This is a genomic window from Pseudoxanthomonas sp., assembly GCF_035999195.1.
Taxonomy (GTDB): Bacteria; Pseudomonadota; Gammaproteobacteria; order Xanthomonadales; family Xanthomonadaceae; genus Pseudoxanthomonas_A.
Window position 1 is genome coordinate 102,642 of the sequence record NZ_DASYGY010000007.1, and the last position, 25,048, is coordinate 127,689.

The following is a 25,048-nucleotide window of genomic DNA, read 5'->3' on the forward strand; positions in this document are numbered from 1 at the left end:
ACTGCCCTCAACCCACGATCGGAAACCGAGAGCGCGATGTCCGCCATCCCCAGCACCCGCCCTATGCTATCCGAAGGCCTGGCCGACGCACTCGCCCGTGCGCAGGCGCAGGTGAACGCGCTGGTGCTCGGCAAGTCGCACGAGGTACGGCTCGCCTTCGTGGCGCTGCTGTCCGACGGTCACCTGCTGATCGAGGACCTGCCAGGCCTGGGCAAGACGACGCTGGCGCACGCGCTGGCGGCCACGCTGGGACTGACGTTCCAGCGCGTGCAGTTCACGTCCGACCTGCTGCCCGCCGATGTGCTGGGCGTCTCGGTGTACGACGCGCAGGCGCGCGCCTTCACCTTCCATCCCGGTCCGGTGTTCGCCCACGTGCTGCTGGCCGACGAGATCAACCGTGCGCCGCCGCGCACGCAGAGCGCGCTGCTCGAAGCGATGGCGGAACATCAGGTGACGCTGGACGGCGTCACCCACGCGTTGCCGCAGCCGTTCTTCGTGATCGCCACGCAGAACCCGGTGGATCTGTCCGGCACGTACCCGTTGCCGGATTCGCAGCTGGATCGGTTCCTGCTGCGCCTGGCGCTCGGCTATCCCAGCGCCGAATCCGAACGCCAACTGCTGGCCGGCAGCGACCGGCGGACGATGATCGCGCGGGCGATGCCGCTGCTGTCTGCGGACGACGTGCTCGCGCTGCGCGAGGCGGTGAACGGCGTGCATGCCAGCGATGCGCTGATCGACTACGTGCAGGCGCTGCTCACGCGCAGCCGCCAGCATCCGGGAATACGCGTGGGACTGTCGCCGCGTGCGGGCATCGCCCTGCTGCGTGCGGCCCGCGCCTACGCGCTGCTGCTCGGGCGCAGCCATGTGCTGCCCGACGACGTGCAGGCGCTGTTCGCGGCCGTCGCGGCGCATCGTTTGGTGCCGGAAGCGGAAGCGGCGTCGGCCGGGGCGCTGGCCAAGGCCATCCTGCATGCGGTGCCGGTGGATTGAGCATGGCGCCGACCCTGGCCAGGCGCTTCGCGCGCCTGGGGCGTCCCCGCCGTCCGGAGTCCCTGCCGGTCGCCCTCGACCGCCGGCGCATCTATGTGCTGCCCACGCGGTTCGGCCTGTTCTTCGCCGCGCTGGTGTTCGCCATGGTGCTGGGCGCGTTGAACTACAACAACAATCCGGCGCTGTTGCTGGCGCTGCTGCTGGGTGCCACGGCGATGGCCAGCCTGATCTTCGCGCACCTGCAGCTGGCGGGCCTGCGGGTGGAGGCATTGTCCGCAGATCCCGTGCCGCTCGGCGAGCCGCTGCGGCTGCACGTGGCCATCGCGTCGCGCGATGCGCGCGTGCGCCATGGCCTGCGCGTGGATGCGGTCAACGAGCACGCCTTCGTGCTGCTGCCGGCGGGCGAAGGGATCGTGGTCGAACTGGCCCTGCCGACCCACCGACGCGGCTGGTACGACCTGGACCGCGTGCGGCTGTCGACCACCCAGCCGCTCGGTCTCGCCCGCGCCTGGGCATGGGTGTGGCCGGACGCGCCGCTTCTGGTCTATCCCGCGATGGAAGTGCAGGGCCCGCCGCTTCCGCACGCCGACAGCGCGGGCACCCGGGCACGCATGGATCCTGCGGGCGACGACGTGCACCAGTTGCGCAACTACCGCGCCGGGGATGCGCGGCGCGCCATCGCCTGGAAACCCTCCGCGCGCCGCAACCAGTTGCTGGTACGCGATTACGAACGCCCCCTCGGACGCGATGTGGAACTGGACTGGGACGCACTGGCCACGCTTCCGCACGAGCGCCGCATCCAGCGACTGGCGCACTGGGTCGAGGCCGCCGAACGCGAGGGGCTCCGTTACCGGCTGCGGCTGCCCGGCCACCCCGTACTTGGGCCGGCGAACGGCCCTGCGCATCGCCATGTCTGCCTGCGCGCCCTGGCGCTGCTTCCGCATGAAGCCCACTGACGCGCCCACGCTGGACCGCCTCAGTCGCCAGTGGACACTGGCGGCTGCGGGCGCCTGCCTGCTGCCGCTGCTGCTGCAATTGCCGCCGATGCTGGCGTTCGGCATCGGCGCCACCGGCGTGGTGCTCGCGCTGGCGTCGTGGCGTCGTCCCCTGCCCGGCCTGTTGAGGGCGCTGCTTGCGCTGGCCCTGGTCGCGGCGGTGATGTCGGTGATGGGCATGCAGTTCGGCCGCGATACCGGCTGTGCGCTGCTCGCCGGCATGCTGGCGATCAAGCCGACCGAGACCCGCACGCTACGCGACAACCGCAGCCTGCTCGGCTTCGCCCTGTTCGCCCCCTTCGCGGCCTTCCTGCTCGACCAGGGCCCGCTCAGCATGGGGCTGGGCCTGGCCAGCGTGCTGGGCGCGCTGGTGGCGCTGCATCGGCTTGCCGATGCCGAGGCGGTTTCGCTGGCGGGCGTGGCGCGCCCCCTGCAACAGGCGCGGGAGATCGGCAAGCTGGTCGCCATCGGCGTGCCGCTGGTGCTGGCGGCATTCTGGCTGTTCCCGCGCTTTCCGTCGCCGCTCTGGGGCGTGCCGGAGCGTGCTCTGGCGAAACCGGGGCTCAGCGACGACATGTCGCCCGGCAGCTATCTCGACCTCATCGCCGACGAAGCACCCGCGCTGCGCGTGCAGTTCTTCGGCGCCACGCCCCCCACCAGCCAGATGTACTGGCGCGGTCCGGTGCTGACGGATTTCGACGGCCGCACCTGGACGCGCCGCGACGCAGTGCCCGGCATGCCGCCGCCCGCGACCACCCGCGCGGCGGTGACCTGGGACTATCAGATGGACGTGGAGCCCAGCGACCGTCGCGACCTGGTGGCGCTGGACCTGCCGACCGCGACCCCGGAGGGCGCTTCGATGGCGCACGACTTCAGCATGGCGACGCCGGCGCCCCTCAGCTCGCTGACGCGCTGGCGCCTGCAGTCGTCGCTGCCCACGCAGTTCGAGGCGGACCTGCCGGCGTCGCGACGCGCCCAGGCCCTGCGGCTGCCTGCGGGCTTCAATCCGCGCACCCGTGCGCTGGGCGCGCAATGGCGCCGCGAGGCCGGCGGCAACGATGCCGCGATCGTCGCGCGCGCCCTGCAGTGGATCCGCGCCGACTTCGCCTACACGCTGGACACGCCATTTCCCGGCCGCGACACGGTCGACGAGTTCCTCTTCGACCAGCAGGAGGGATTCTGCGAGCACTTCAGCTCGTCCTTCGTATTCCTGATGCGATCCGCGGGCATACCGGCCCGCGTGGTCACCGGGTATACCGGCGGTACCTACAACCCGCTCGGCCGCTACTGGGTGGTGCGCAACATGGATGCGCATGCCTGGGCGGAAGTGTGGATGCCCCAACGCGGCTGGGTCCGCGTGGACCCGACGGCGGCGGTCGCGCCGGAAAACATCTACGACACGCTGGAAGATCGCCTGGGCGCCGGCGGTGCGGTGGGCGCCATGGCGAACCTGATCGGCGCCGACAACCTCGGCCAAGTGGGCGACTGGCTGCGCCGCGGCTGGAACGACCTGGTGCTGGGCTTCGATGCCCGGCGGCAGGCGCGCCTGCTCGAACGCTTCGGCGCCGGGCGACTCGGCGGAGGCGCACTGACGGCGCTGTTCGGCCTGTTTGCCATGACGGCGCTGGCCTGGATGGGCTGGCTGCTGGCACGCGGCGAACGCGAACGCGATCCACTGCTGCGCGCCTGGCATCGGCTCGCCGCACGCTACGCGCGGCACGGACTGGGCCGCGAACCGTACGAGAGCCCGGCCGACTGGACGCGCCGGCTCTCCGCGGCACGTCCGCAGGCCGCGCAGGCACTGGGTTCGCTCAGCCGGCGTTTCGCCGATGCGCGCTACGCTCCGAATGAGGGAGACCACCGCGCACTGATCGAAGACCTGCGCCGGCACCGCCCATAACCCGCTGGAGACTGGCCATGAACCTTCGCTTCGCCACCGTCGTCGCAGCCGCCGCGCTGCTTTCCGCCTGCGCGAGCGCCCCCGCGCCGCTGCAGGGCAGCTTCACCCCGGTCAATCCGCGCGACTCGGTCGGTACTCCGCAGGTGGGCGCGCCGGTGCGCTGGGGTGGCCGCATCATCAGCACCACGCCGGGCCAGAACGCGACCTGCTTCCAGCTCGTGTCGCGCCCGCTGAATGCGACCGGGCGGCCGATGGCCACGGCGCCGGACGCGACCGACGGCCGCTTCATCGCCTGCCGCGCCGGCTTCTACGACCCGGCGGTGTTCGCCGAGGGCCGCGAAGTGACCTTCGTGGGCAAGATCGAGGGCTATGAAAGCACCCGCATCGGCGAGTACGACTACCAGCTGCCGCGTGTCGCGGCCGACGTGGTCTACCTGTGGCCGGAAGTGCGCGAAGTCGAAGTGGTCCGCCCCTATCCCTACTACGATCCCTTCTGGGGTCCGCGCTGGGGCCGCTGGGGCTGGTGGTGAATCCACGGCACCATGAACGGAAAAAGCCGCTCGATGAGCGGCTTTTTTGTTCTCTTTCGTTTCCCCGTGCGATCAGCCCGGCGTGCCGAAACGACCCAGCGGCGCACCGGCGAGCAGGTGCAGATGGATGTGGAACACGGTCTGCCCGGCATCCTCACGGCAGTTCATGACGACCCGGTAACCGTCCTGCGCGAAGCCTTCGCGGCGCGCGTAATGCGCCGCCGCCAGCGCCAGCTTGCCGATCAGGTGCGACTGCTCCGGACGCACGTCGTCGAGCGTGGGGATCGCCTCGTTCTTCGGAATGAAGAGCACGTGCACCGGCGCCTGCGGTGCGATGTCCTTGAAGCCGAGGACGTCGTCGTCCTCGTAGACGATGGTGGCCGGAATCTCCCGGCGGATGATCCTGGCGAAGATGGTGTCGGTCATGTGGCGGGATTCGGGATTCGGGATTCGGGAGCATAGCGCTTGCCATGGCGGATCGTGGCGAGGCAACCACGTTCCTCCGTTCCGCATCCTGCCATCACGCCATTTCGCTGCGACCGCCGAAGGCATGCGCCAGCGTGCCGCGGTCCACGTATTCCAGTTCGCCGCCCAGCGGCACGCCGTGTGCCAGCCGGCTGGGACGCACGCCCTGCTGGCGCGCCAGCTGTGCCAGGTAGTGCGCGGTGGCCTCGCCCTCGACGGTGGGATTGGTGGCGATGATCAGTTCGGTCACTTCGCCCTGCGCCAGCCGCGCGGAGAGTGCATCCAGTCCCAGTTCGCGTGGGCCGATGCCATCCAGCGGCGAGAGCCGTCCGTGCAGCACGAAGTACACGCCGCGGTAGCCGGTGGCCTGTTCGATCGCCAGGCGGTCTGAAGGGGATTCCACGATGCACAGCTGGTGGCGGTCGCGGCTGCTGCTGGCGCACAGCGCGCAGATGTTGCTCTCGGTGAAATCACGGCACTGAGCGCAGTGGCCGATGTGCTCCAACGCCTCGGCCAGCACCGCGGCCAGGCGCTTGCCGCCCTCCCGCTCGCGGTCGAGCAGGTGATAGGCCATGCGTTGCGCGGTCTTCTGGCCGACACCGGGCAGGACGCGCAACGACTCGATGAGCTGTTCGAGCAGCGGACTGGACATGGTGATCCGGGAACCGTCGGCGGACGCGCCGCCGTCAGCCGGTTCCCGCCGGCATCAGAACGGCATCTTCATGCCCGGCGGCAGCGGCATACCGGCCGTGGCGGCGCCCATGCGCGACTTCGATTCCGCGTCGACCTTGTTGGAGGCATCGTTGAACGCGGCGGCGATCAGGTCCTCCAGCATCTCCGCATCGGACAGAAGCGAGGGATCGATGCGGATCTTGCGGCACTCCTTGGCGCCGGTCAGCGTCACGCTGACCATGCCGCCGCCGGCGTTGCCGGTGACTTCCAGCTTGGCGAGTTCTTCCTGGGCGCGCTGCAGGTTCTCCTGCATCTTCTGCGCCTGCTGCATCAGTTGGGCGATGTTTCCACGCATGTCGTGATCACTCTTCGTAAGGTCGGATGGAATCCGGCACGAGCCTGGCGCCATGCTGCTGCATCAGCTGCCGCACGTCCGGATGGTTCATGAAGGTTTCTTCGGCCAGGGTCTGGCGCTCGTCGCGCTGCCGGTGGCTGCGCTGCTTCAGCGTCTCGCCATCGGCGCTGGTCGCGGCGAAGGCGAGCCGCGGTGCCACGCCGTAGCGGCTGGCGATGGCATCGCCCAGTTCGCTGAGCGTGCGCTCCGATCGCAGGTAGTCGAAGCCGCTGTCCAGCGCCAAGGTCAGCGTGCCGTTGGCGTAACCGGCGAAGGCGACATTGTCGACCAGTTGCTTGCCGACGCCCTTGAGCCCGCAGGTACTCGCGAAATGCAGCCAGGTCTCGGCATCGGTGATGCCGATGTCGACCGGCATCGTGGTCGACGCCGCCGGGGCGACGACAGGGGCGGCCGCCACCGCCGGTTCGGCGGGACGCCACGGCGGCACGTCGTCAACGGCGGCACGCGAGGGCGCGGGACGTTCCTCGCGCGCCATCTGCTGCGGCGGCATGACCGGGTCGGGTGCGGCTGCCTTCGCCTGCACCGGCGCCAGTGTGCCGGCGGCGGACGATGACGCCGTCGACACCGAGGCCGGCATGGCGGCAGCAGGCGATGTACGCGCCTCGCCCCGCATCTCGCCGGCCTGGGCCGGGCGGAATGCCAGCATCCGCAGCATGCTCATCTCGAAACCGGCGCGTCCGCTGGGCGCCAGATGCAGGTCACGGCGGCCGTTGATCGCCATCTGGTACCAGAGCTGCACCACTTCCGGCCGCAGCTGTCCGGCGAAGGCGTCGACATCGACCCCTTCCGCGTCCACATCGGCCGACGGCACCAGCTGACGCACCTGGATGCGATGCAGCGCTTCGGCTACCGCGTCGAGTACGCCAGCCCAGTCGGGCGAGAACTCGGCCAGCCGCGCGACCACCCGCAGCAGTTCTTCGCCATCGCCCTGCGCCAGCGCCGCCAGCATGGCGCTGACCTGGGTGCGGTCCACCGTGCCCAGCATGGCGCGCACGCCGTCCTCGCGCAGGGCGCCGCCGGCATAGGCGATGGCCTGGTCGAGCAACGACAGGCCATCGCGCAGCGAGCCGTCGGCGGCGCGCGCGAGCTGGGCGATGGCGGACGCATCCGCCTCGATGGCCTCCGCGCCGAGGATCTTCGTTATCTGGCCGCGGATCTGTTCCTCGTCCAGCCGCTTGAGGTTGAACTGCAGGCAGCGCGACAGCACGGTGACCGGCAGTTTCTGCGGATCGGTGGTGGCGAGCAGGAACTTGACGTGTTCCGGCGGCTCTTCCAGCGTCTTCAGCAGCGCATTGAACGCCGCCTTCGACAGCATGTGCACTTCGTCGATCAGGTAGACCTTGAACTTGCCGCGCGAGGGCATGTACTGGGCGTTCTCGATCACTTCGCGCACGTCGTCCACGCCGGTGTTGGACGCGGCGTCGATCTCCAGCAGGTCGATGTAGCGGCCGGCGTCGATGTCGAGGCAGGCCGGGCACTGGCCGCAGGGATCGGCGCTGGTGCCCTTCTCGCAGTTCAGCGACTTGGCGAAGATGCGGGCGATCGTGGTCTTGCCCACGCCGCGCGTGCCGGTGAACAGGAAGGCATGGTGCACGCGGCCGCTGTCCAGGGCGTTGGTCAGCGCGCGGACCACGTGTTCCTGGCCCACCAGCTCGGCAAAACGCTTGGGACGCCACTTGCGGGCGAGGACGAGATAGGACATGCCCACATTGTGCCACGCCCTGCCCTTCGTCCCTCCGCTCCCGGCGCTCCAGCCGGCTTCGCTTGTGGGCACCCCCCTGCGAAGGCTAGAATCCACGCCCCTGAAAGCGTCCCCGGCCGCATTCAGGTCCCGGAGAGGTGTCCGAGTGGTTGAAGGAGCACGCCTGGAAAGTGTGTAAGCGTCTAAACCGCGCTTCGGGGGTTCGAATCCCCCTCTCTCCGCCAGATCACGCAAACCCCTGACTCGTCAGGGGTTTTTCGTTTCTGGCCCCGACCGGGTGCAGGACACAAATCGGGACACATCTCCCGATGCGCATTCCTCATCATTTGGTTCGTTCCTCCTCAGGGCTCTGGTCGTTTCGTCAGCGGGTTCCTGCTGACCTCCAAGAGCTGCTAGAGCGTCGCCTCATCAAACGCACCCTGCGCACGAGCGACCTCGGCGAGGCCCGCTTGCGCGCCCTTCTGCTGGCGTCCCGGTATGCTCAAGCCTTCATCAAGCTAAGGGACCGGCGGGTGGACAAGCTGGGGAAGAAAGAGGCCGAGGAATTGCTCGCCCGGCTGACGCAGACCGAGGGCCTCAAGGACCTCACCCTTCATCGGACGCGAGCCCCTGACGGAAGCGTTACCGAGCGCTGGCAGATCGACACGGACGAGGACCTGCGCCTCTTTCAGCAAGCCCAACGTCAGACGAACGACCCCTTGCTGGATGCGGTCAACTCTCCCCTGTCACCGCGCGACTTCGCAGCGGCCAGGGCGAAGATCACCCCCATCACCCTGGCGGACGCTCGGGACGGGTGGCTGGCAAGCCTTCAGGGCAGCACCCTGCCCAAGACCTTCACGATTAAGAGGACTGCGGTGGAGGCCTTGGTCCGGTTCCTGGGGAGCAAGACCAAGCTGCACACCATCACCCGCACGGACCTAGCCCGCTGGTATCAGCACATGCGCGATGAGGGGGCCTCTACCCCTACCCTGACCAACAAACAGTCGTATGTCGGGGGCAGGGGCGGCTTCTTCGAGTGGGCCCAAGCATCCGGCTATTTCCCAAAGGGCGACAATCCGGCGGCCGGCCATGTCTCGTATTCGATTCGGGAGAAGCGGGCCCGGAAGAAGTTCGGCTTCAAGGCCTATGACGCACACCAAGTCCAGGCGCTGTTCGCTCCGGCAGCCTTCGAGGGCTTGGCCCTGTCGGCCCGCTGGGCTTCGGTCATCGGTCTCTATACCGGCGCCAGAGCATCCGAGGTGGGCCAACTTCTGACCGGCGACGTCATCGAGGAAGACGGCCTGCTGTGTATCAGGGTGTCCGACGAGGGCGAGCACCAAAAGGTGAAGACGGAGGTCAGCCTGCGAACCGTGCCCGTGCACCCGGACTTGCTGGCACTGGGCTTCCGGGAGTGGGTCGATGGGCTGCGGGCAGCCGGCGCTGAACGTCTGTTTCCGGCCGCGAGGGCGGATGCGAAGAACGGGCAAGGCAACTGGATCACGAAAGCCTTTGGGCGCCACATTTCGCAAGTTGGCAAGAACTGGCCGACCGCAAAACGTGGCTTCCACTCGCTGAGAAAGACGGTCATCCAGTCGCTCCAAGGCGCGGGTGTGCCGTCGGAACTGCGCGCCCAGCTGGTGGGCCACGAACTCGACGACGAGCACCACTCGACGTATAGCCGCGATTTCACCGTGCGCGAAAAGCTTCACGGCCCCGGCCCCACGACCCCAGGACTCGATGCGCTGAACTTTGGATTGAATCTTCCCGCGCTCGCACAACTGTTACTCGACACCGCACCGAAACCACGCGCTGGACGCAAGCGCTTGGTAAATAGTTGAACCTGCCGACTAAACAGAAAAAGTGTGAAAAAGTTCCGGAGCACGCGCTTGCGCAAATCGCAAATGCTGTTTGGCTACGAGTCCCTCCCCTGCAGCAGGACTGCCCATGCCAGACGCACAAATCCGTATCGCCGCTCAACTCTTGAGTGGAAGCCTCCATCGAGTGAGAAGCCTTAGCGCTGACGAGCGAACGGAAGATCTTCGACTCGCACTGGAACTCGCAGAGGAGCTTCTTCGGCAACGCGGGCGCGGCGTTCCGACTTTCGAGAACTCACCGCCCACGTCCGAACTCGGCCCCAAGCTCACTGCAACGAAAGAGCGCCTCATTGAACGCGAGCCGCTTGCGCCCCTGGACACGCTCCTCGCCAATCGGCGTGGGCGAGCGCTAGAGGCCGCTGAGAGGCCTGGGCGCAAAGGACCCACGATCCACTGACCTCGCTGCGCCCTTACCCATAAGAACGCCCCGCTAGCGGGGCGTTGTCATTCAATGTAACCGAGGCGAACGTGGTGGATGCGTCTTCTGGCTCGCCTTGAGCTTGGACGCATCGAGGGGTCCGAAGGCGGGCGCGAGGGCATCGGACTCTATGGGATAGCTCTTCAGCATCTGCCCGCTCCACTCCTCCACTGCTTCTACAGCGCTCACCAGCCGCTGTTCGCACGCGGCTTCGGCCTCGGGTGACCGGGCCTCCCTGGCGGCCTTTAGCGACGCCAAGCGCTGCTCAATGGCGGCCAATCTGCGTCCACGGCGTTTTGCCCAGTCCTTCTCCGTCCCGTCGGCAGGCTTCGGGTTGGATTCGACGAACTCTTCCAGAGAGCGCTCGGCCCTGTGGAGCAACTTCAGCGCGTGGCGCTCTGCGAGCTGCCGCCGCCCGCGTTCCGTAGCCCAACGCCGAAGCGTCTTGAGCCGCTTGACCAGCTCGCGCAGGTCGGTGCGCAGGCGCGAATGATCGGCAAAGGCAGCAAGGCGGCTGGCGTGGTCCTCGAGAAAACGACGGGTGTTCTTTAGCAGATCGATGACCACCGCCAATGCGTCATCGAGCCAGAGTTGGATCGCCTCACCGAATAGGTCCCGTGCCGAAGGACCTGGCGACCGAGGAGGCACCGCGATCTGTCCGACGGTCAGACCCGCGATCCCGTGGACTCCGCGCATCTGCCCGCCGCCGGGTAGCATCAGGTAGACACCCTGGCGGTTAGCTTTCTGGCGATCCTGGCGGGCCTGCTCCGGACCGTGCCCATCCGTCGATTCCATTGCCCTGCCCTCACGCTCAAACGCCTTGAGGAGCTTCTCGAACTCCTCATCGTTCTCGTCTTGGATTGCCGCATTGCGTGCGGCGCGCTCGGCGTCTTCGCCTCGCCGGGCCAAGGCCGATGCGTTCTTTCCGACGTGTTGCGTGGGCCGGCGGCTCAAGAGCGCAGCGGACACTACGTCGCCTCGGGCCATCGCGGCTGCGGCTTGGGCCTCAAGGCTTCGGTGATCCACTTGGGCGCCTACCTGCGCAGCAGAAAGGTGGGCATTGGTCACCCTGGCCACCATTTCCCGCACCCATTCGACCTCTGACTTCCCGGAGGGGCCACCATCCAATTCGCGGGTCTTGTCTGCCAAGCCTTCGGCATCCAGGCGGCGCGTAGTGGAGAGGATGTGCAGATGCCAGTTCAAACCGTCTCTGGCATCAGGGGAATGGATACTCGCTTGGGCGGCGAACCGGTAGCGTTGCACCAGTGCTCGGGTGATCTCCGCGGCAAGGGCGGACCTTTGGCCGTCATTGAGTTCGTGCGGCAACGCCACCTCGAACTCCCTTGCCACTGTCGCATCCTTTCGGCGTTCTGCGTGTTCCGCAGCCGACCACAGCCGCGCCGGAACCATGGACCACTCGGGCGCGTCGTCAGGGACCACGCAGCGGGTCTCCACGACACCACCGCGCCGGCGGTAGTCGTGCCGCGAGCCTGTCTTCTCGTCAACGAGAAGCAGGCCGGCGCGGTAAGCGGCTGCGGCGACCGACGAATGGCCTTTGGCGCGGCTGAAGGTTTTAATGCGGGCGTGGTAGATCGCCATGGGGAGCTCCTGTTCGTGCTCCGCTCTTTATGCCTCGGCTTCTGATTTACGCAAGCCGGGAACGGCTTGGGGTTCCAGGGGCGAAGCCCTTGGCGCACGCATTCCGTAGGAATGCCTAAGTGCGCTCTTGCCCCACCTGTTCCGGCTCCGCTTCTTCAGAAACAGAGAAGGTTGAATGTCCCGCAAAATTCCTGCCCTCTAAGAACTTGACACAGCCAATCTGCCTGTTTCACTCAAACTAGATTAGAACTGGAGATCGGAATGACAGCACCCAACCACTACCATGATCGAATCCAGCGAGCCACCCGGCAGCTTGCTCAGCTCCAGGTTCGGGAACTCTTGGCGAGCCAACGCCGCGACTCGAAAGCAAAAGCCAAGGCGAAGCGAGATGAAATTCGCCGACGAGCGCGCGTAGCGGAGCTCGTGTTCCTCTCGGGCACGGAAGCACTTGAAGACACCGAACTCCTAGGAGCACTTCTACTTCATCAGGAAAGGCGTAAGGATCCCGGCCAGATCCGAAGTGCGAAAGACGCCGGTATCGCACACATACGAACCAGGATCATGCAAGGCGATCAGCATCAGTTTTCACAGCTGAATCGATCTGGTTCCACGCAGTCAACAACATCAACACCACAGTCACCCGCCTAGGGAGCGGCCACCAAAGGCGGCAGGCGCTTGTGCTGGCAGTTCGCTATAGCTAGCCACTATGTAGTTTGTATGGCGCACAAAATTACACCTCGATTTGGGGACCTAGGAGCGCTTTATCGTGATGAAGAAGAGCGCACTTAGTAGCGCCCCCTTAGCCCCGAAATTCCGTGCCGTTCTCGAGAACTTGAAGAATGCGCCTCGGCGCATCACACTTCGCCGAACGCACCACCAAGCCCACTCTACAACAACCTCTGGAACTGTCGTGAGCCAGGAAACCACAGCAACGCCATCGGAATGGAAACTATTCTTCGATATCGGCGAGGAAATGGTTAAGAGGACAAAAATACCACTCCGACATCCCAGCTTTGTCATCTTCTTCTCGTTAGCTGTTGTTGGACTTGGAGGCTTAGGTATTTGGCTCGAGCTCTATAGTGCGCTTGTTCCAGTGAACCATGCCGAGGACGCCAAAGGCGCACTTGAAGAGCTTTCAACCAACACTCTCAGAACGGCGTTCATAACATTCTTCCCAGCAGTTGCGGGGACCTCGGCGATGCAGCTGATATGGGCAGAAAGCTCGAAACACTTTCGTTCCGTCGCAGCTCTTTTGTTGTTTTGCTTTCTAGTAACGGCACTACTCATATTTCCCTCTCGCGTCTCAAATACTTGCGCGATAAGTTTGGGCGTTTTGATGTCTCTGCTTTCACTTTGGGTGTGGTGGATCGCTAACGCAAAGCAAGAAGACTTGCTGGATAAAATTGATCTTGATGCGCCGGTAGGCGGGGGCAACCCTCGCGCACGACTCAACGGCGACACAACGGGTTGGAACACCTAGATGATTAAATATCCATACAGGACGCCCGCATTGCTAATAGAGCAACCGATGGGCTCATTTTATGCAGCAAGCCTTCCCGCCGAACTGCTATTGGATGTGTCTTTCAGCGACGCCCTTAGTGCGAGCTTCGATGAAGCCTCAGGGACCTACACTTTGGACGGAACTCAAAGGCTACCTCAACCTAAAAGACTTGAGCCCATAGCTGATTTTATTAATAGAGCAGACTCGGCTTTTCCTAACTCAATAATATTGGCCGCTAATTATCGAAATGAAGACGGTCTTTTAGAGGAAGGTCCGGAGGGAGGCGACTCCGATCGCGGCGCCGATCGGCGCTGGACGATTGATTCGCAGGCGGACCCAAGCGGCCAGGGCGAGATTCTGTATCTAACCATTCCGACGCCCGAGAAGTTGGCAGCCATTATTGATGGACAGCATCGACTTTTTGCGTTCACTAAGGCGCTTGCTGATCGACGTGGCATGAACCTACTTTGTTCTGTCTTCCTCGATCTGCCTAAGCCATACCAAGCGCAACTCTTTGCCACCATAAACTCCACTCAAAAGCCAGTTGACAAGAGCCTCACCTTCGAACTTTTTGGATACAACATATCCGAGGAGACAAGTGACCGCTGGAGCCCCGACAAGCTTTCTGTTTTCCTAGCTAGAAAGTTGGCGACAGAGCAAGAATCTCCGTTGCGGGGCCGGATCATCATCGCCCCTAGGCGCGATAAAATGCTCGAATCGATCGTCGACAATAAGAAATGGAAAGTGTCCACAGCCGTAATTGTCGAAGGAATAATGAGACTATTCACCAGCAATCCTAAGAAAGATTCGAATTATCTGATGACGACTGACGGCCACCAGAGAACCTCTCTTCGTGCTGCACGAAAGGATAGAACACCGCTCCGAGAGCTATACATTGAAGGAAACGATGCCGTCATATACGAGATCGTGAAGAACTATCTTGTTGCCTGTGAAGAAATATTCTGGTCAAAGGCTCCTTCTTCTTCATTCATAACACGAACGGTTGGAGTTCAAGCACTTTTTGATGTTCTACGAAACCATATAGGGGAGATCATCGCCAACAAGGATATTCGCACCGAGCGTTTCGCTAACTTCCTTCGACCGGCATCAACCATCGATTTTTCCGCTCAAGATTTTCACAATGCTTCGGGTTCTGGCAGGACTGCTATCCGCAACGCGATAGAGGACGCAATTGCAGCCTAGTAGCAGTTGTGGCATTCAGCTTCTGTTAAGCTATTGTTAACATTTGACTGAGTTGTGGTGGGTTGTTTGTTAGCTACGAGCGATTAAACAGTACACAAATGACTCCACGGACCGGCATGCGCCTTTCACCTTAACGTATTGAATCGCAACAGATCCAACTCTGACTAAACCACGGAATTTTTCGCCACCTCAATCGCATAACTTCCGACAGATTGGCAACGCCTAAGGTCATTAACGAAGTCGCGGTTTTTCATTGACGAATCCGGCTGGCGTTTTATGACTACTTCCATTGGAACAATGGAAGCAGCAGCGATGGCAGACCCCACTTCGAAGGCTCTCGAGCACTACCTCACCCAGCCAGGCGACACATTGCGGATGCTCAACGTCCGCATCGGAAGCTTTCGTGTCGAGGAGCTGGTCATCACTGGACGAGAAGCTGCCATCCACGCCCAGGAGATCCTCAACGCTGCCCACGAAAGAGCCCGACGCTCGCGAGTGACCAAGAACGGCACCCGCTATCCCGAACCCCTCCCGGTCGGAACTCCTGCCCGCTTGCTCTCCATCGAGGTTTCCGACTACCTGCAGGACCGTCAAAACCGCGGCTTGGCACAGGACACTGTGGAAGCCACGGCTCGCTCACTCTCCCTGCTGCGGATGGCATGCGGAGACATCCCCGTCTCCCGGATCGACCACGCCCACATCTATCGCCTGTGGGACTTGATGCGGTGGTCTCCACCCTTGTTGCTGTCAGACCCGCTGTATCGCAACTTCACTTTTGAGCAAGCAGTGGCTCGAGGCAAGGAACTGTGCGTGGAGCCGCCCGCCCCTGCCACGTTCGAGAAGCACCGGCGCTTCTTGTCCACCTTCTTCAAGAGGCTGGCCAAGACGAAAGCCATTCCGGCGTCCCCCATGGATGCATTTGATGAGATCAAGAAGGACCTGGTGACTGACCCCAACAAGCCTGAGCGCTTGTTCGACGAGGCCGATCTCCAACGCATTTTTGCGCCTGAAACTTACATTCCATGGGCGAAGAAGTATCCACACCGTTGGTGGTTGCCGATGATCGGGCTCTATACCGGCGTCCGAATCAACGAAGCCGCGCAACTGAAGCTGACGGACGTTATCCAGGAAAGTGGCGTCTGGTGTATTCGTATCCAGAAGACCGTTGATCCGGACTTGGCCCACAGGAACCGGGGGCGCAGCCGACAAAGCGTGAAAGGAAAGGCGGCCATCCGAACGCTGCCCATCCCTCAACCCCTGCTGGATGCCGGCTTTCTCGACTTCTTGGCAGACATACGCCAGTGCGGCCACCCGCGCCTCTTCCCCCACCTCTCGGCCGGCATCAACAAGAAGACTGGCGAAACCAACGCCCGATACAGCCAGGCTGCGCTGAACCAATTCAGCGCTTACATGAAAGCATTAGGATTTCCGAAAGGCGTTGGCTTCCATGCTTTCCGCCACACCATTGCCACTGAGTTGCACCATCAGGGCGTGTCCGACGAAGACATCGCCCTGGTCACAGGCCATTCGCTCAGCAAAAGGGTGCCCGTCTTGCACGAGGCCTATTTCCACAAAAAGCCTGCATTGGCGCGAACAAAGCAGATCAAAGTCCTGGCCGCCTATCGACCGCCGATAGACCTGCCGGCCTATCGACGTGGACAGTTCGCCAATGAACTAAGCGATCCGAGCAAGTTCTATCCTTGAATTAAAGATTCGAGGAACAAATTACTTCCATGCAAGGACCTTACGCGATTTAGCATCACCACGAGCACGGACATAGGCCTCCCCCTTCTTCAGAGAAGTTAGAGATGCGCCTGGGCCCAGAATCCTCTTTACTGATGACTCTCGCGCATTAGTTCCGAAGCAAACCAAGAGCCCCATCTCCGACAGGAAATCATCGTCCTCTCCTTCGAAATCGTCCGGCTTTTGGGAGATGAGCATCACCGCCCCGCCCTTCGACCTACCGAGGCGAATGAGATTCGAGAGGCCAGGTAGTCGCGCTTCCAGAGCTCGGTGCGCCTCATCGATCACGCACAACACTCGCAAAGAGCGATTTCCCTGCGCGTCAGTTTCCGAGTCCTGCTGTGAGTTGATGTAACGCTCAAGCGCATCAGTCAACAGCGCAACTACCGTGACACGCACGAGTTCGGGCACATTTGCAGGTAGCGAGATGATCCACGACCTAGAGAAGAACTCTTCGGGCTTCATAACTGGCTCAAAGAGTGGCAACCGGCAAAGATCGACCAGGGTCGAAATCGCGCCGTCTTCCTTTGCTCCGGCCGCAGCATAAGCGTTCTCCAGACACTCTTTAACGTCCTCCAGCGTGCAGGGATGGCGAGTCCGCAACGCCTCCTCCAGCGCATCATTCAGACGTCTACGCTGCTGATCTCCGAACTTGGTTTGCTTAAGGTTGCTTAGACTATCGCGCAAGCGCTGAGCGGTCGTGACCACACCATGTTTGCTTTTATCGGTTAGGGCAAAAACATCGAGCGGAATAGGAATACTGGGCGGAGAAAGCACTTCTGCCCCGAAAGCTCTATCCAGTGCATTGTGCCGGTCCGCCATGTCGCCTTTGAAATCGAAGGCTAGCAATGGAACGCCTGTTTGTTCAGCAATCGACCGCAGGACAAACGCAGCCGTTCTAGTCTTGCCACTGCCGACCCCACCCATGAATGCACTATGCGGACTACCGCCTGGAGCGTTGAGAGTCCAAATCACTTCCTCATCGGACGCCACGTCCTTTCCAACCTCTCCAAGGCGCACAGGGAGCGGCCCCTTGCTAATGACTGAGGTAGGGCCGATCGCATCACGCCGGCCCTGTCCCGATGCGACTTCGGGCAAAGCACTCTCAGCCAAGCGACGCCAGAACTCTGCTATATCTCCATTCGACGCATTCAGCTCTTCGGCCAGAAGTTTCATGCCTCTTGCCCAATGGCGCTGCACGCACCCTTGCAACTCCTTTATGGTTAACGCGTTCCCTGCGTGCTCGATAAGGAGGGACACCCAAGCAGCCAAGTCCGCGCCAGATCCAAAAAGGACATCACCCTTGATGGTCCGACCTGTCTCTCCCTCCGCCTTGGGGGGCATGTCTGGAATGGCGAGTGACCTTGCAATAGCAAGGCGCGCCGGAATGTTGAAAGAGCCAAACCCAAGTCGATCCTTCACTCGTTGAGAAAGCTCATCGGTTTCGGCGGTGGAGCGAAAAGCCGCCCCCGCCACTACCTCCAACGTCAGGTCGCTCATACTTTCAGTGCTCATCTCAAACTTCCTGTCCGTCGAAGTAACCCTCTTCACACCAGCTTCGAGCAACGCCACCTTCAACCTTATTCCTAATGATGTAGAACTTCGCGACCTTATTTCGGATTGCAGCCAAGAATGCTCCGACGACTTCGGTGTCTGTTGAGATCAGAATGACCTGACCTCTCCGACCCGTGACGTGCTTGAGCACGTTCAAGCGATGATTTTCATCGAGCCGTCCCAGCGGAGTATCTATCACCAGGGGGAAGGCTCGCTCAGAAACCTCAGCGATAGCGGAAAACAGCGCTTGAGTGAAGATTTGCTTCTCGCCCGCGGACAGATCGTATTGGCGTAGATCGCGACCGTCTGGGGAGGCAAGCTCAACGTCGCCCTCTTCATTGATAGTCACATCGCGCAGATAGTCATTGCGATGAGCCATTGCCCGGATGCCACGCGTCATGGCCTCAGCAACCGCTTCTGACTGAAGCGGCCAAGCTTCATCCACTAGGTTACCCAGCATCTCAGCAACCTGCTCCGCGCGAGCAGCCAACTGAGCGGGGCGCTCTGACTGATCTAGATGTCCGGTAAGTCGGCCCAACTCCCTACGCTTCTGCTCTAGATCGGCGCCGCGCGACTTGACAACATTGGTCAGCGTCCCGCGCTCCTCTCTCAACAAACCTACTTTGGTGTTGACCTCATTCAGCTGGTCTCGCTTCTCCTCAATCTGGGGAGTTGCACCTTCCGTAGAGCGGATAGCTACCGATATCTCTCGCAGCTTCGCCGAACTCTTCTCCATCGTCTCCAGCAACTCGACGATGCTAGAGGAGGAGATCGCCTTAGCCTCCTTCAAGCGATCAAGCACCCGTTGAAGCATGGGACCGCGCGCATGAGGATGCCGGAATGAATCTGCTACATCCCCTGGCGGCGGGAACCAGAGTCGCTCCAACGCCTTTTCTACAGCGACACGCACGCCTCCAATCTGTCTTTCAAGCAGCATGGGGTCGACGGTCGGCAGTAGCTCGTCCAAAAACTCTAATACGCTCGCGGTCCGACTGTCGCGCTGCGAAAGAGCAGCCTCCCACTGATCGAGACGAGACTCTTGATCGAGCCTGGCCTCCACTCGCGACAAGAGCACGCCGCCAGCCAGGGCTAGTGGCAGATCTGCTTGTGCCGCGACAGCGAGCTTGTCTTGCGCAGCCGAATATCGTTTCTCGTGATCGGCTTGTTCTCGCGTAAGCTCTTCAAGCTGAGCTCTCGTCCCAGCACCGTAGCCCAGCTCACGTGTGAGGGCGTCACGGAGCGTTTCATTGTCTTTAAGGTCAGTCTCGATGGCTTGGAGCCGCTCATCGCAACGCGCGAGCTCCTCCTCCATCGCTGAAACAGCCGCATCGAGGTCGGCAATCGCTTCGTTGCTAACGCCTTTCGGAACTTGACTTCGTTTCGTGGTGGCATAAACGCGCAGATCCTTCTGCAATTGCTTCAGCCAATTCAGACCGAGCAGCCCCTCGATGCCCTCTCGAACTTGCGAGCCCATGTCGCGCTCTGCGTAGACGGCGGCAGACTCACCATCGAAAAGAAAGAAGCCGGCCAACGAAGTCGGGATGAATGTCTTCGACAGCCAGTCTCTATACCAGCCATCTATGTCGTGCTCAGTTCGGCCAGGCCCGACAACACGGCGACCCACGCCTTGGAAAATAGTCAGCTGTTCAGCAGAATCGCCCGACTTCAGCTTTCCATGATCGTTGAAATACCAGGTCCGCTCGATCCAGATGGGCTCATCGGCATCATCAATGAACTTCAGACCAATGCGGCAAGAGTTTCGCCCATTGGCAAGAGCGTTTCCAAACAGCGCTCTCTCCATGAAGTCCTTAAAGGATTGCGCACGCCCTTGGTCGTCACTGGCCATTCCGGCGCGCAGGACCAAACGGAGACCATCACGCCCAAAAAGACCGAGCGCCAATGCCTCGAACAATGACGTCTTGCCGAATCCATTCCTACCGCCGATGACTACAACATTCTTAGTTTTTCCTGGCGCAGGAAACTCAAATGTGGCTGATTCAAAAGCCTTCCAATCCCGCAGTGAAATCGACTCAAGATGCACTGTCGACCTCCTCGTCATCCTTTTCGCCTAATACTTCATCAAAGGCTTCCCATAGGCCATGACGACGCTGCATCGTGCTCTTATCAACCACCTCTTCGACGAGGCGGCGGAGGCTTTCGATCGGCAAGCCAATCTGGCGGCAGTGCTTACGAATCAGCTTCTTCCCCGCGTCCTGCGCGAAGAGTGTTACGACATCACGTGGCATTGAAATCCCCCAAGTATCCTTACTTCAAGCCGGCAATAGCGCGATCGCCATCGACTGACCAAGTAGCGAACATGCTTGCGTCTTCTGCCCAAATTTCTCGAATTCGCGTCACTTCGCCTTCCTCTATGAGCTTGCACTTCATTTGGTGCTCCAAATCAAGCACTCGATCTAAAATCTCTTGGCGGGTTTCTAGCGTAAACGGGCCGGGAATAAAGACTCCGTCATTGGTTACGGTCAAACGGCCATTCCGGCGCCGCGCCATTCTGCGTTGCGGATCATCTCGTATTGATGCCAGCCAATCACGGAATTCAACCAGTGGAGTGAACTCCCCATATCCCGCCTCCACAAACCCCATCAGACTCTTGTCCTTCTCCACCACCGTGCAGGTCCAGCAACCGAACCGAGAGGATGAGGTCCCGCAAGCAGGTGCATCGTCCTGGGATAGGACTGTAGGGCACTCTGCAGCCCCTGCGTCCATGTAAAGCTTGATAAGAGCGCCGTGCGTTCCACCCCATGGCGGCGGATTAAATGCCAAGAACTCCCACACCTCATCTGTGGACAACTCCACGATGGGTCGGAAGACCATGCAATTCAAAAGGTCGTTGTGCCGATTCAGGCGCTCGCCATTGTCGTAGCGAGCAACAGTTGCGGCCCGGGTTGAACTCTCGGAGCGCCTGACGCCCAACAGGAGAATTACCTCGCCAGCAGCAGCTGCCTGCTCGCGAATGTAGCGGCTCGTGGGCTGAATCTTCATGCGATCCGTGCACCACCGGAAAGACCGGTTGGGCGGTGGATAGCCACGGCCTACCATGTTGACCCAGAACGTCGCGTCTGCGTCAGGGCGAGTGGTAACCACTCGTATCGGCATCCGCCACGCACTCGCGGCGTGGTCGATTTCAGATTGGACGGCCGCGATATGCGTGATGACCAACGGACTCTCGACCAACGTATCGTTGGACACGATGTGAACCTCTCGGGTCCGCTCGTGCGGGGCGAGAGACATCAGGACGTCGAAAACTAGGTGCGCGACCAAGGTGCTGTCTTTACCACCCGAGAAGCCGATTATCCAGGGATGTTGATGATCCGCCAGGTATTCATCACGGATATCTTGTTGAATTAGCTTGATTTTTTCCCCAAGCGCGGGATCCATCTTCGGACGGGGGCGTGCAATGCTCATGGCAGGATTGTCGCATAGGGTGGGACTTCCAACGTGGCTCAAGGGCCGCTCAGAGGCTTCCGCCACGAAGCTAGGTCTCGCCTCGTAACTTCTTGGCCAAGTTCGCCTTCTCTTTTGGCGAGAGGCGTGACAGCTCCAGGATGATTGTCGCGGTCACCTCATCTTCTGCTACCAAGAACGCCGTCGGCACCCCCAGTGTCTGTGCCAGCCTCCCCAGGCCATCCAAATCGATACCGCTGACCTCCGTCTCGTAGCGATTGACCCTGCTGCTTGCCAGCTTCTTATCGAGCCCCATAAGGACCCCCAAAGCACGCTGACTGGCGATGCCACGGAGCTCTCGCGCCTGCTTTAGCCGAGCGGCAAACAATGATCGGGGGGAGGCTTCTGGCACGTGAACGGCAATTGAAAAGTCGATTCAACAGCATGACGCGGTCCCTCAATGCATGGCAGACTCTTCATGAAATGTAGCACCCTCCAGACAGACTACAGGGGATTTCATGATGAAGAGCTTGAAAAGGATGGCGGCCAGCATGGCCGCTGCGTTGCTTCTGGCCCCTTTGCTGGCCTTGGCCCAGGACCTGTCCACCCAGAAGCCCGGCTTCTTCCGGCAACTGGGCGACAGCCTGAAAGACGCTGGGGAGCGAATGGTGGGGGCCAAGCCCCGCTCCGGCACCCGAGCCCACGCAGGCCCGCTCTACACCCCCATCAGCGGCGCCGGCCGCATCAATGGTCTTTACAAGAACGAAGACCACCAGCAGGCCCAACTCGGCCGCCTGGACTGGCCCCGGGTGGCGCTCAGCTTCAAGGAATGGGGAGCGTCCCTGCCTTGCTGGACCGTGGAAGCCCGGATCTGGACCAGCGCAACCGCATCTACCACCGAGACCTTCCAGGCTTGCGCCGATGCCCCGCTCGCCATCCGGGACGATCTGGGCGAAGAAGCGGAGCTCAACGACAACGCCCGGACCAAGGCGACGGCTGATCTCATGGTGGGCCTGCGGGTTCGCCCTGGGAAGCCGAACACCGGCGACCAGCGCACCAGCGGCCCTAACCCACCCCGCGAGCCCTTCAACGTCACCACGTCACGGGATGGGGTGGCCGAGCAGGCCCGGAAGGTCGCACTCAGCGCGGCGTGGGTCTCGGGCTACCTGCGAGCAGAAGACCTCTACCCGGGCCCCTCAGGAATCCTCACGCCTTTTCGAGACGTCCGCATGTGGATCGGTGGGTTTGACCCGGCCGGCAATCGCGACAAATGACCGCTCTGCCCCTATTACTCAACAAGGAAGAGACCATGACCATCTTTCGAAACGCCGCCCTCGCCCTCTCCGCAGCCCTGATCTTGACCGCCTGCAGCAGCAATGAGCCCTCTGAAAGCGATGCCAAGAAAGCCATCACCGCAAAGTTCGAAGGGGCCATGGGCAGCGCCGTCCAGGTCACGGAATACCGCGACTTCGCCTTGAGTGGCTGCCGACAATCGGAGACGGCGGACGGAGTCGTCTGCGACGTGGGCGGTTCCATCGTGCTGGATATTGCCGGAACGTCCCAGGTTCGGCCGTTCACGGAGCCGGTCCGGTTCTCGAAGGCGTCGGGCACTTGGACGGCGCACAGGCCCTGATACGCCCATGACCTACTACGCCCCCACACCTACCGTTTCGATGATGACCCCGCAGGCACGGTTCACGCTGTGCTTCTGCGTCGCCGTCCTGCTGACGGGGCCGTTTGGCCTCGTCATCGGGCCGGTGCTCTCACGCCTTCTTCGGAGGCGCGCGGAGCGCCTCCATCCCTTAGCTGCGGCTCAAGCCCAACAACGTAGTGCAGGCCACTTCAACGTCGGCCAGATCTGGGCCATCACTGCGTGCGGCCTTATGGGGCTGATCGGAGCGCTTGTCATGCTACCTACGATCTTTTTCGTGCTCCTTGGAATTTTCGGCTCAGCATCCTGAGACGAACACGGTCCCCGATCGTGAAATGAGAAGAGGCCCCATCTGGGGCCTCTTGCTCAACATGGTTGCGGTGCTTATCCCGGAAACTTCGGGAACTTCTCCCCAGGGTGCCGCGCCTTCCACTCCTTGTAGGCCGCAGTTCCTTCCCAAGCCGTAAAGGACCTCGGTGGACGCCCCCGGCCACTCCAGGTCTCCTGCGTGTGGGGTAGCCAGTATTTCGGCGCGACCTCTTTGGTCCCGGCTTCCTTCTTCGCCTTTGCTGGGCTACTTGCACCCACGGCCGCCACGAGCTCCGCTTTCTGCTTAGCGCTGAAATGCTGCCCGTATTGGCCAAGCAAGTTCATGACCTCGGCGAAGGCATCGGCCGCTTGCTGCTGGCGGAGCTGGCTCTCCTGCTCTTCAAGCCTGCGAAGCTCTTCTTCCAGTTTGGCCTTGGCGGTGGCGATGGAGTCCAGGGTTGGCTTGCTCATCAGTTCTTTCCTTTCTATCCGGCTCTCATTGAATGCAACGAGATGGCGAGTGCTTAAATGTTAGCGAATACCGCTTGACTATTTGAGATTACGTTTTAGCTTCCGTGAAATCCCAACCCCACCCCACCCGTGAAGAACGCCGAACTTATTGCTCACTTGTCGAAGCTTGGAATAGCGATCAAGAGACGTGGAGGCCCTGATCCCGGCTGGACATCATCACATATCGACTGCCCTGAGAAGGTCATCTCCTTCAGTTCAAAGAGGGAGCTTCTAGTATATTGGAAGAACAAGTCATTTGAGAGGGCAGCCGCTCGTCAAAGAGTAACCACACTGGTTGGACTCATGGACCAGCTAAGTGAAAGCGAAATTCGGGCTGTAGCAAAGTGGCTGTTCGGTGGCGCGAAGAATTACCCTCGCGGACTCTCACGTCTCCACTGTCTGGCCCCCGACGCAGAGCCAATAAAAGACTGGATGTCTGCCGTAGAAAAGCTCTCTGAAAGACATGGCCCAATTTCTAACGATTGGACCAAGTCAATCTACCGCGATGAAATCCTTAGAGACCGACACGCCAGGGAGCTACTATTGAAGGCCATCCGAGCCAGCGAGCATGGCAATGTCGTCACCCGACCAATTGATCGTCGATCACCTCGGTGAATTTGGCATCAAAGCTTACTCAAACTTCCTAGGGGCCGCATTTCAACTAGCGGTCGTTGAGCTCTCCGCCTCAAATTTGCACAGCTCTTTAGACGAGGAATCTATAACTGCCGCACTCTTGGGAGCGTTTTCGGTTACGACACCAATATGCGCTTCTGCGTTGTCTGTTCCCTATGGAATATCTTCTTCATGGGTGAGGTATAGCAAAAACTCAACTAATGGAATGGCGGAGAAAGACACCGGCGCTGACTTTGCGTTGCTGATAAGGCTTGACACGAAAAGATCCCGGCTAGCTATCTTCCAAGCTAAGAAGAGTGGGTCTATTGCCGGAAGCTTTGACGTATCTTCAAACTCTCCAGAAACATCAAGTCGCCCTAAAGTCGAGAAGCAGTTCACACGATTGAAGGATTTCAGCATCTCCATACTTGAAGAGAGCACTCGCAGAAGGGAACTCTCGGGTCCCGTGGAATCTCCACCGTCGGGCATTAAATCGCTCCAATGGTCACACTACCTGATCTACGGGCATGGTGGATTTCATTGCTGTCCACTCTCATCTCTAATAGATGTAGACCAGGCAATATGCTCAAGTTCACCACTTGCGACAGTAAGGCTAGCCAATCGAGAGCACTTCGGCTTTGCGCAAATGCTGAACCAAGGTGCTGATATCGCTAGTGCCGAAGCCCCTGGCTGGTTGACGTTGAACAATCTTTCGACAACTAAGCGCACCGTGGCAGAAGCTCGTAAGCGTTTTACGGTCTATGAAGCCAGTGCCTGCCCCGAACTTTCCCTGAAGGCAGTCCTATCCAATGAGCGCGATCCGCTTCCGAGAGGTCTGCTGGTTAAGCGGGCACGCCACGGGTTGAAACCGAAGACATCGCCCAAGCCAGGATCGCGTCAAGGACCTCGCGCGTAGCAATTCTCAGGAACGGCCACCAGCGGCCGCCGGTTCTCTCAGGGAGGGAAGCTAATTCCCGGACAACTGCCGATCTTGGTGGACTGGCGGTTTGAGAGGACGAACCGC

Annotated in this window: 23 protein-coding genes and 1 tRNA gene; 13 read left to right on the forward strand and 11 right to left on the reverse strand. The window is 61.3% G+C overall.

Annotated features, from left to right (window positions below; translation table 11 throughout):
- Positions 1–36 precede the first annotated feature (36 nt).
- Genes VGN58_RS05175 through VGN58_RS05190 form a run of 4 tightly spaced genes read left to right on the forward strand, consistent with a single transcriptional unit; the run spans position 37 to position 4,415 of the window.
- Positions 37–990 (forward strand): AAA family ATPase, encoded by a 954-nt coding sequence (locus tag VGN58_RS05175; RefSeq protein ID WP_327482252.1) that lies wholly within the window; start codon positions 37–39, stop codon positions 988–990.
- Between the two features lie 2 nt (positions 991–992).
- Complete coding sequence (locus tag VGN58_RS05180; protein WP_327482253.1) at positions 993–1,946, forward strand: DUF58 domain-containing protein; 954 nt, start codon at positions 993–995, stop codon at positions 1,944–1,946.
- Positions 1,933–3,885: a DUF3488 and transglutaminase-like domain-containing protein gene (locus VGN58_RS05185; protein ID WP_327482254.1), complete on the forward strand. Its 1,953-nt coding sequence runs from the start codon at positions 1,933–1,935 to the stop codon at positions 3,883–3,885. Before VGN58_RS05180 ends, VGN58_RS05185 begins: the two co-directional genes overlap by 14 nt.
- A 17-nt stretch (positions 3,886–3,902) precedes the next feature.
- Positions 3,903–4,415 (forward strand): Slp family lipoprotein, encoded by a 513-nt coding sequence (locus tag VGN58_RS05190; RefSeq protein ID WP_327482255.1) that lies wholly within the window; start codon positions 3,903–3,905, stop codon positions 4,413–4,415.
- A gap of 72 nt (positions 4,416–4,487) precedes the next feature.
- Here the strand turns inward: VGN58_RS05190 and VGN58_RS05195 are convergent, their stop codons facing one another.
- The 4 genes from VGN58_RS05195 to dnaX all read right to left on the reverse strand — a co-directional run bounded on the left by VGN58_RS05195 (position 4,488) and on the right by dnaX (position 7,669).
- Entirely contained in the window at positions 4,488–4,841 is a 354-nt protein-coding gene (locus VGN58_RS05195) for a histidine triad nucleotide-binding protein (RefSeq protein WP_327482256.1), read from the reverse strand.
- A gap of 94 nt (positions 4,842–4,935) precedes the next feature.
- Positions 4,936–5,532 (reverse strand): recombination mediator RecR, encoded by a 597-nt coding sequence (gene recR, locus VGN58_RS05200; protein WP_327482257.1) that lies wholly within the window; start codon positions 5,530–5,532, stop codon positions 4,936–4,938.
- A 54-nt stretch (positions 5,533–5,586) separates the two neighbouring features.
- The gene (locus tag VGN58_RS05205) at positions 5,587–5,907 is read right to left on the reverse strand and encodes a YbaB/EbfC family nucleoid-associated protein (protein ID WP_055942081.1); all 321 of its coding nucleotides are present in this window, start codon (positions 5,905–5,907) and stop codon (positions 5,587–5,589) included.
- 7 nt (positions 5,908–5,914) lie between these two features.
- Positions 5,915–7,669, reverse strand: a complete 1,755-nt coding sequence (dnaX, locus tag VGN58_RS05210; protein WP_327482258.1) for a DNA polymerase III subunit gamma/tau — start codon at positions 7,667–7,669, stop codon at positions 5,915–5,917.
- A gap of 131 nt (positions 7,670–7,800) precedes the next feature.
- Between dnaX and VGN58_RS05215 the strand changes: the two genes are divergently transcribed.
- A tRNA-Ser gene (locus VGN58_RS05215) sits at positions 7,801–7,893 on the forward strand.
- Between the two features lie 84 nt (positions 7,894–7,977).
- Positions 7,978–9,486 (forward strand): site-specific integrase, encoded by a 1,509-nt coding sequence (locus tag VGN58_RS05220; protein ID WP_327482259.1) that lies wholly within the window; start codon positions 7,978–7,980, stop codon positions 9,484–9,486.
- A 484-nt stretch (positions 9,487–9,970) separates the two neighbouring features.
- Here VGN58_RS05220 and VGN58_RS05225 read toward each other — a convergent pair whose 3' ends face one another.
- On the reverse strand, positions 9,971–11,539 hold the full coding sequence (locus tag VGN58_RS05225; RefSeq protein ID WP_327482260.1) for a MobA/MobL family protein: 1,569 nt from the start codon (positions 11,537–11,539) through the stop codon (positions 9,971–9,973).
- Positions 11,540–12,449: 910 nt separating this feature from the next.
- On the opposite strand from VGN58_RS05225, the gene VGN58_RS05235 reads away from it, so the two are divergent.
- The 3 genes from VGN58_RS05235 (at position 12,450) to VGN58_RS05245 (ending at position 15,947) form a co-directional block, all read left to right on the forward strand.
- On the forward strand, positions 12,450–13,019 hold the full coding sequence (locus tag VGN58_RS05235; protein WP_327482261.1) for a hypothetical protein: 570 nt from the start codon (positions 12,450–12,452) through the stop codon (positions 13,017–13,019).
- Positions 13,020–14,243, forward strand: coding sequence for a DNA phosphorothioation-associated DGQHR protein 1 (locus VGN58_RS05240; protein ID WP_327482262.1), 1,224 nt, complete (start codon positions 13,020–13,022; stop codon positions 14,241–14,243).
- Between the two features lie 312 nt (positions 14,244–14,555).
- On the forward strand, positions 14,556–15,947 hold the full coding sequence (locus VGN58_RS05245; RefSeq protein ID WP_327482263.1) for a site-specific integrase: 1,392 nt from the start codon (positions 14,556–14,558) through the stop codon (positions 15,945–15,947).
- Between the two features lie 21 nt (positions 15,948–15,968).
- Here VGN58_RS05245 and VGN58_RS05250 read toward each other — a convergent pair whose 3' ends face one another.
- From VGN58_RS05250 to VGN58_RS05270, 5 genes are all read right to left on the reverse strand, one after another.
- On the reverse strand, positions 15,969–17,501 hold the full coding sequence (locus tag VGN58_RS05250) for a DndE family protein (protein WP_327482264.1): 1,533 nt from the start codon (positions 17,499–17,501) through the stop codon (positions 15,969–15,971).
- Position 17,502: 1 nt separating this feature from the next.
- Positions 17,503–19,581 (reverse strand): DNA sulfur modification protein DndD, encoded by a 2,079-nt coding sequence (dndD, locus tag VGN58_RS05255; protein WP_327482265.1) that lies wholly within the window; start codon positions 19,579–19,581, stop codon positions 17,503–17,505.
- On the reverse strand, positions 19,571–19,786 hold the full coding sequence (locus VGN58_RS05260; RefSeq protein ID WP_327482266.1) for a DNA modification system-associated small protein: 216 nt from the start codon (positions 19,784–19,786) through the stop codon (positions 19,571–19,573). The genes dndD and VGN58_RS05260 overlap by 11 nt, the downstream gene beginning before the upstream one ends.
- A gap of 19 nt (positions 19,787–19,805) precedes the next feature.
- A complete protein-coding gene (dndC, locus tag VGN58_RS05265) occupies positions 19,806–20,963 on the reverse strand; it encodes a DNA phosphorothioation system sulfurtransferase DndC (protein ID WP_327482267.1) in 1,158 nt (385 codons plus the stop codon).
- Between the two features lie 70 nt (positions 20,964–21,033).
- Complete coding sequence (locus VGN58_RS05270; protein ID WP_327482614.1) at positions 21,034–21,330, reverse strand: transcriptional regulator; 297 nt, start codon at positions 21,328–21,330, stop codon at positions 21,034–21,036.
- A gap of 130 nt (positions 21,331–21,460) precedes the next feature.
- Here VGN58_RS05270 and VGN58_RS05275 point away from each other — a divergent pair, with 130 nt between their 5' ends.
- Genes VGN58_RS05275 through VGN58_RS05285 form a run of 3 tightly spaced genes read left to right on the forward strand, consistent with a single transcriptional unit; the run spans position 21,461 to position 22,903 of the window.
- Entirely contained in the window at positions 21,461–22,216 is a 756-nt protein-coding gene (locus VGN58_RS05275; protein WP_414710752.1) for a hypothetical protein, read from the forward strand.
- Positions 22,213–22,575, forward strand: a complete 363-nt coding sequence (locus tag VGN58_RS05280) for a hypothetical protein (RefSeq protein ID WP_327482269.1) — start codon at positions 22,213–22,215, stop codon at positions 22,573–22,575. Before VGN58_RS05275 ends, VGN58_RS05280 begins: the two co-directional genes overlap by 4 nt.
- A gap of 7 nt (positions 22,576–22,582) precedes the next feature.
- Positions 22,583–22,903 carry a hypothetical protein gene (locus tag VGN58_RS05285; RefSeq protein ID WP_327482270.1) on the forward strand — a complete coding sequence of 107 codons (321 nt, stop codon included), beginning with the start codon at positions 22,583–22,585 and terminating at the stop codon, positions 22,901–22,903.
- Between the two features lie 74 nt (positions 22,904–22,977).
- Here the strand turns inward: VGN58_RS05285 and VGN58_RS05290 are convergent, their stop codons facing one another.
- Positions 22,978–23,373 carry an H-NS histone family protein gene (locus VGN58_RS05290; protein WP_327482271.1) on the reverse strand — a complete coding sequence of 132 codons (396 nt, stop codon included), beginning with the start codon at positions 23,371–23,373 and terminating at the stop codon, positions 22,978–22,980.
- A 613-nt stretch (positions 23,374–23,986) separates the two neighbouring features.
- Between VGN58_RS05290 and VGN58_RS05295 the strand changes: the two genes are divergently transcribed.
- Positions 23,987–24,940 carry a hypothetical protein gene (locus tag VGN58_RS05295; protein WP_327482272.1) on the forward strand — a complete coding sequence of 318 codons (954 nt, stop codon included), beginning with the start codon at positions 23,987–23,989 and terminating at the stop codon, positions 24,938–24,940.
- The last annotated feature ends 108 nt before the right edge of the window (positions 24,941–25,048 follow it).

Coding starts and splice junctions, on each gene's coding strand:
- VGN58_RS05245 (WP_327482263.1), top strand. CDS start 14,556: ATGGCAGACCCCACTTCGAAGGCTCTCGAGCACTACCTCACCCAGCCA.
- VGN58_RS05275 (WP_414710752.1), top strand. CDS start 21,461: ATGATGAAGAGCTTGAAAAGGATGGCGGCCAGCATGGCCGCTGCGTTG.
- VGN58_RS05285 (WP_327482270.1), top strand. CDS start 22,583: ATGACCTACTACGCCCCCACACCTACCGTTTCGATGATGACCCCGCAG.
- VGN58_RS05190 (WP_327482255.1), top strand. CDS start 3,903: ATGAACCTTCGCTTCGCCACCGTCGTCGCAGCCGCCGCGCTGCTTTCC.
- VGN58_RS05295 (WP_327482272.1), top strand. CDS start 23,987: ATGTCGTCACCCGACCAATTGATCGTCGATCACCTCGGTGAATTTGGC.
- VGN58_RS05180 (WP_327482253.1), top strand. CDS start 993: ATGGCGCCGACCCTGGCCAGGCGCTTCGCGCGCCTGGGGCGTCCCCGC.
- VGN58_RS05250 (WP_327482264.1), bottom strand. CDS start 17,501: ATGAGCACTGAAAGTATGAGCGACCTGACGTTGGAGGTAGTGGCGGGG.
- VGN58_RS05220 (WP_327482259.1), top strand. CDS start 7,978: ATGCGCATTCCTCATCATTTGGTTCGTTCCTCCTCAGGGCTCTGGTCG.
- dnaX (WP_327482258.1), bottom strand. CDS start 7,669: ATGTCCTATCTCGTCCTCGCCCGCAAGTGGCGTCCCAAGCGTTTTGCC.
- VGN58_RS05240 (WP_327482262.1), top strand. CDS start 13,020: ATGATTAAATATCCATACAGGACGCCCGCATTGCTAATAGAGCAACCG.
- VGN58_RS05185 (WP_327482254.1), top strand. CDS start 1,933: ATGAAGCCCACTGACGCGCCCACGCTGGACCGCCTCAGTCGCCAGTGG.
- VGN58_RS05280 (WP_327482269.1), top strand. CDS start 22,213: ATGACCGCTCTGCCCCTATTACTCAACAAGGAAGAGACCATGACCATC.
- VGN58_RS05205 (WP_055942081.1), bottom strand. CDS start 5,907: ATGCGTGGAAACATCGCCCAACTGATGCAGCAGGCGCAGAAGATGCAG.
- VGN58_RS05195 (WP_327482256.1), bottom strand. CDS start 4,841: ATGACCGACACCATCTTCGCCAGGATCATCCGCCGGGAGATTCCGGCC.
- VGN58_RS05290 (WP_327482271.1), bottom strand. CDS start 23,373: ATGAGCAAGCCAACCCTGGACTCCATCGCCACCGCCAAGGCCAAACTG.
- dndC (WP_327482267.1), bottom strand. CDS start 20,963: ATGAGCATTGCACGCCCCCGTCCGAAGATGGATCCCGCGCTTGGGGAA.
- recR (WP_327482257.1), bottom strand. CDS start 5,532: ATGTCCAGTCCGCTGCTCGAACAGCTCATCGAGTCGTTGCGCGTCCTG.
- VGN58_RS05225 (WP_327482260.1), bottom strand. CDS start 11,539: ATGGCGATCTACCACGCCCGCATTAAAACCTTCAGCCGCGCCAAAGGC.
- VGN58_RS05260 (WP_327482266.1), bottom strand. CDS start 19,786: ATGCCACGTGATGTCGTAACACTCTTCGCGCAGGACGCGGGGAAGAAG.
- VGN58_RS05175 (WP_327482252.1), top strand. CDS start 37: ATGTCCGCCATCCCCAGCACCCGCCCTATGCTATCCGAAGGCCTGGCC.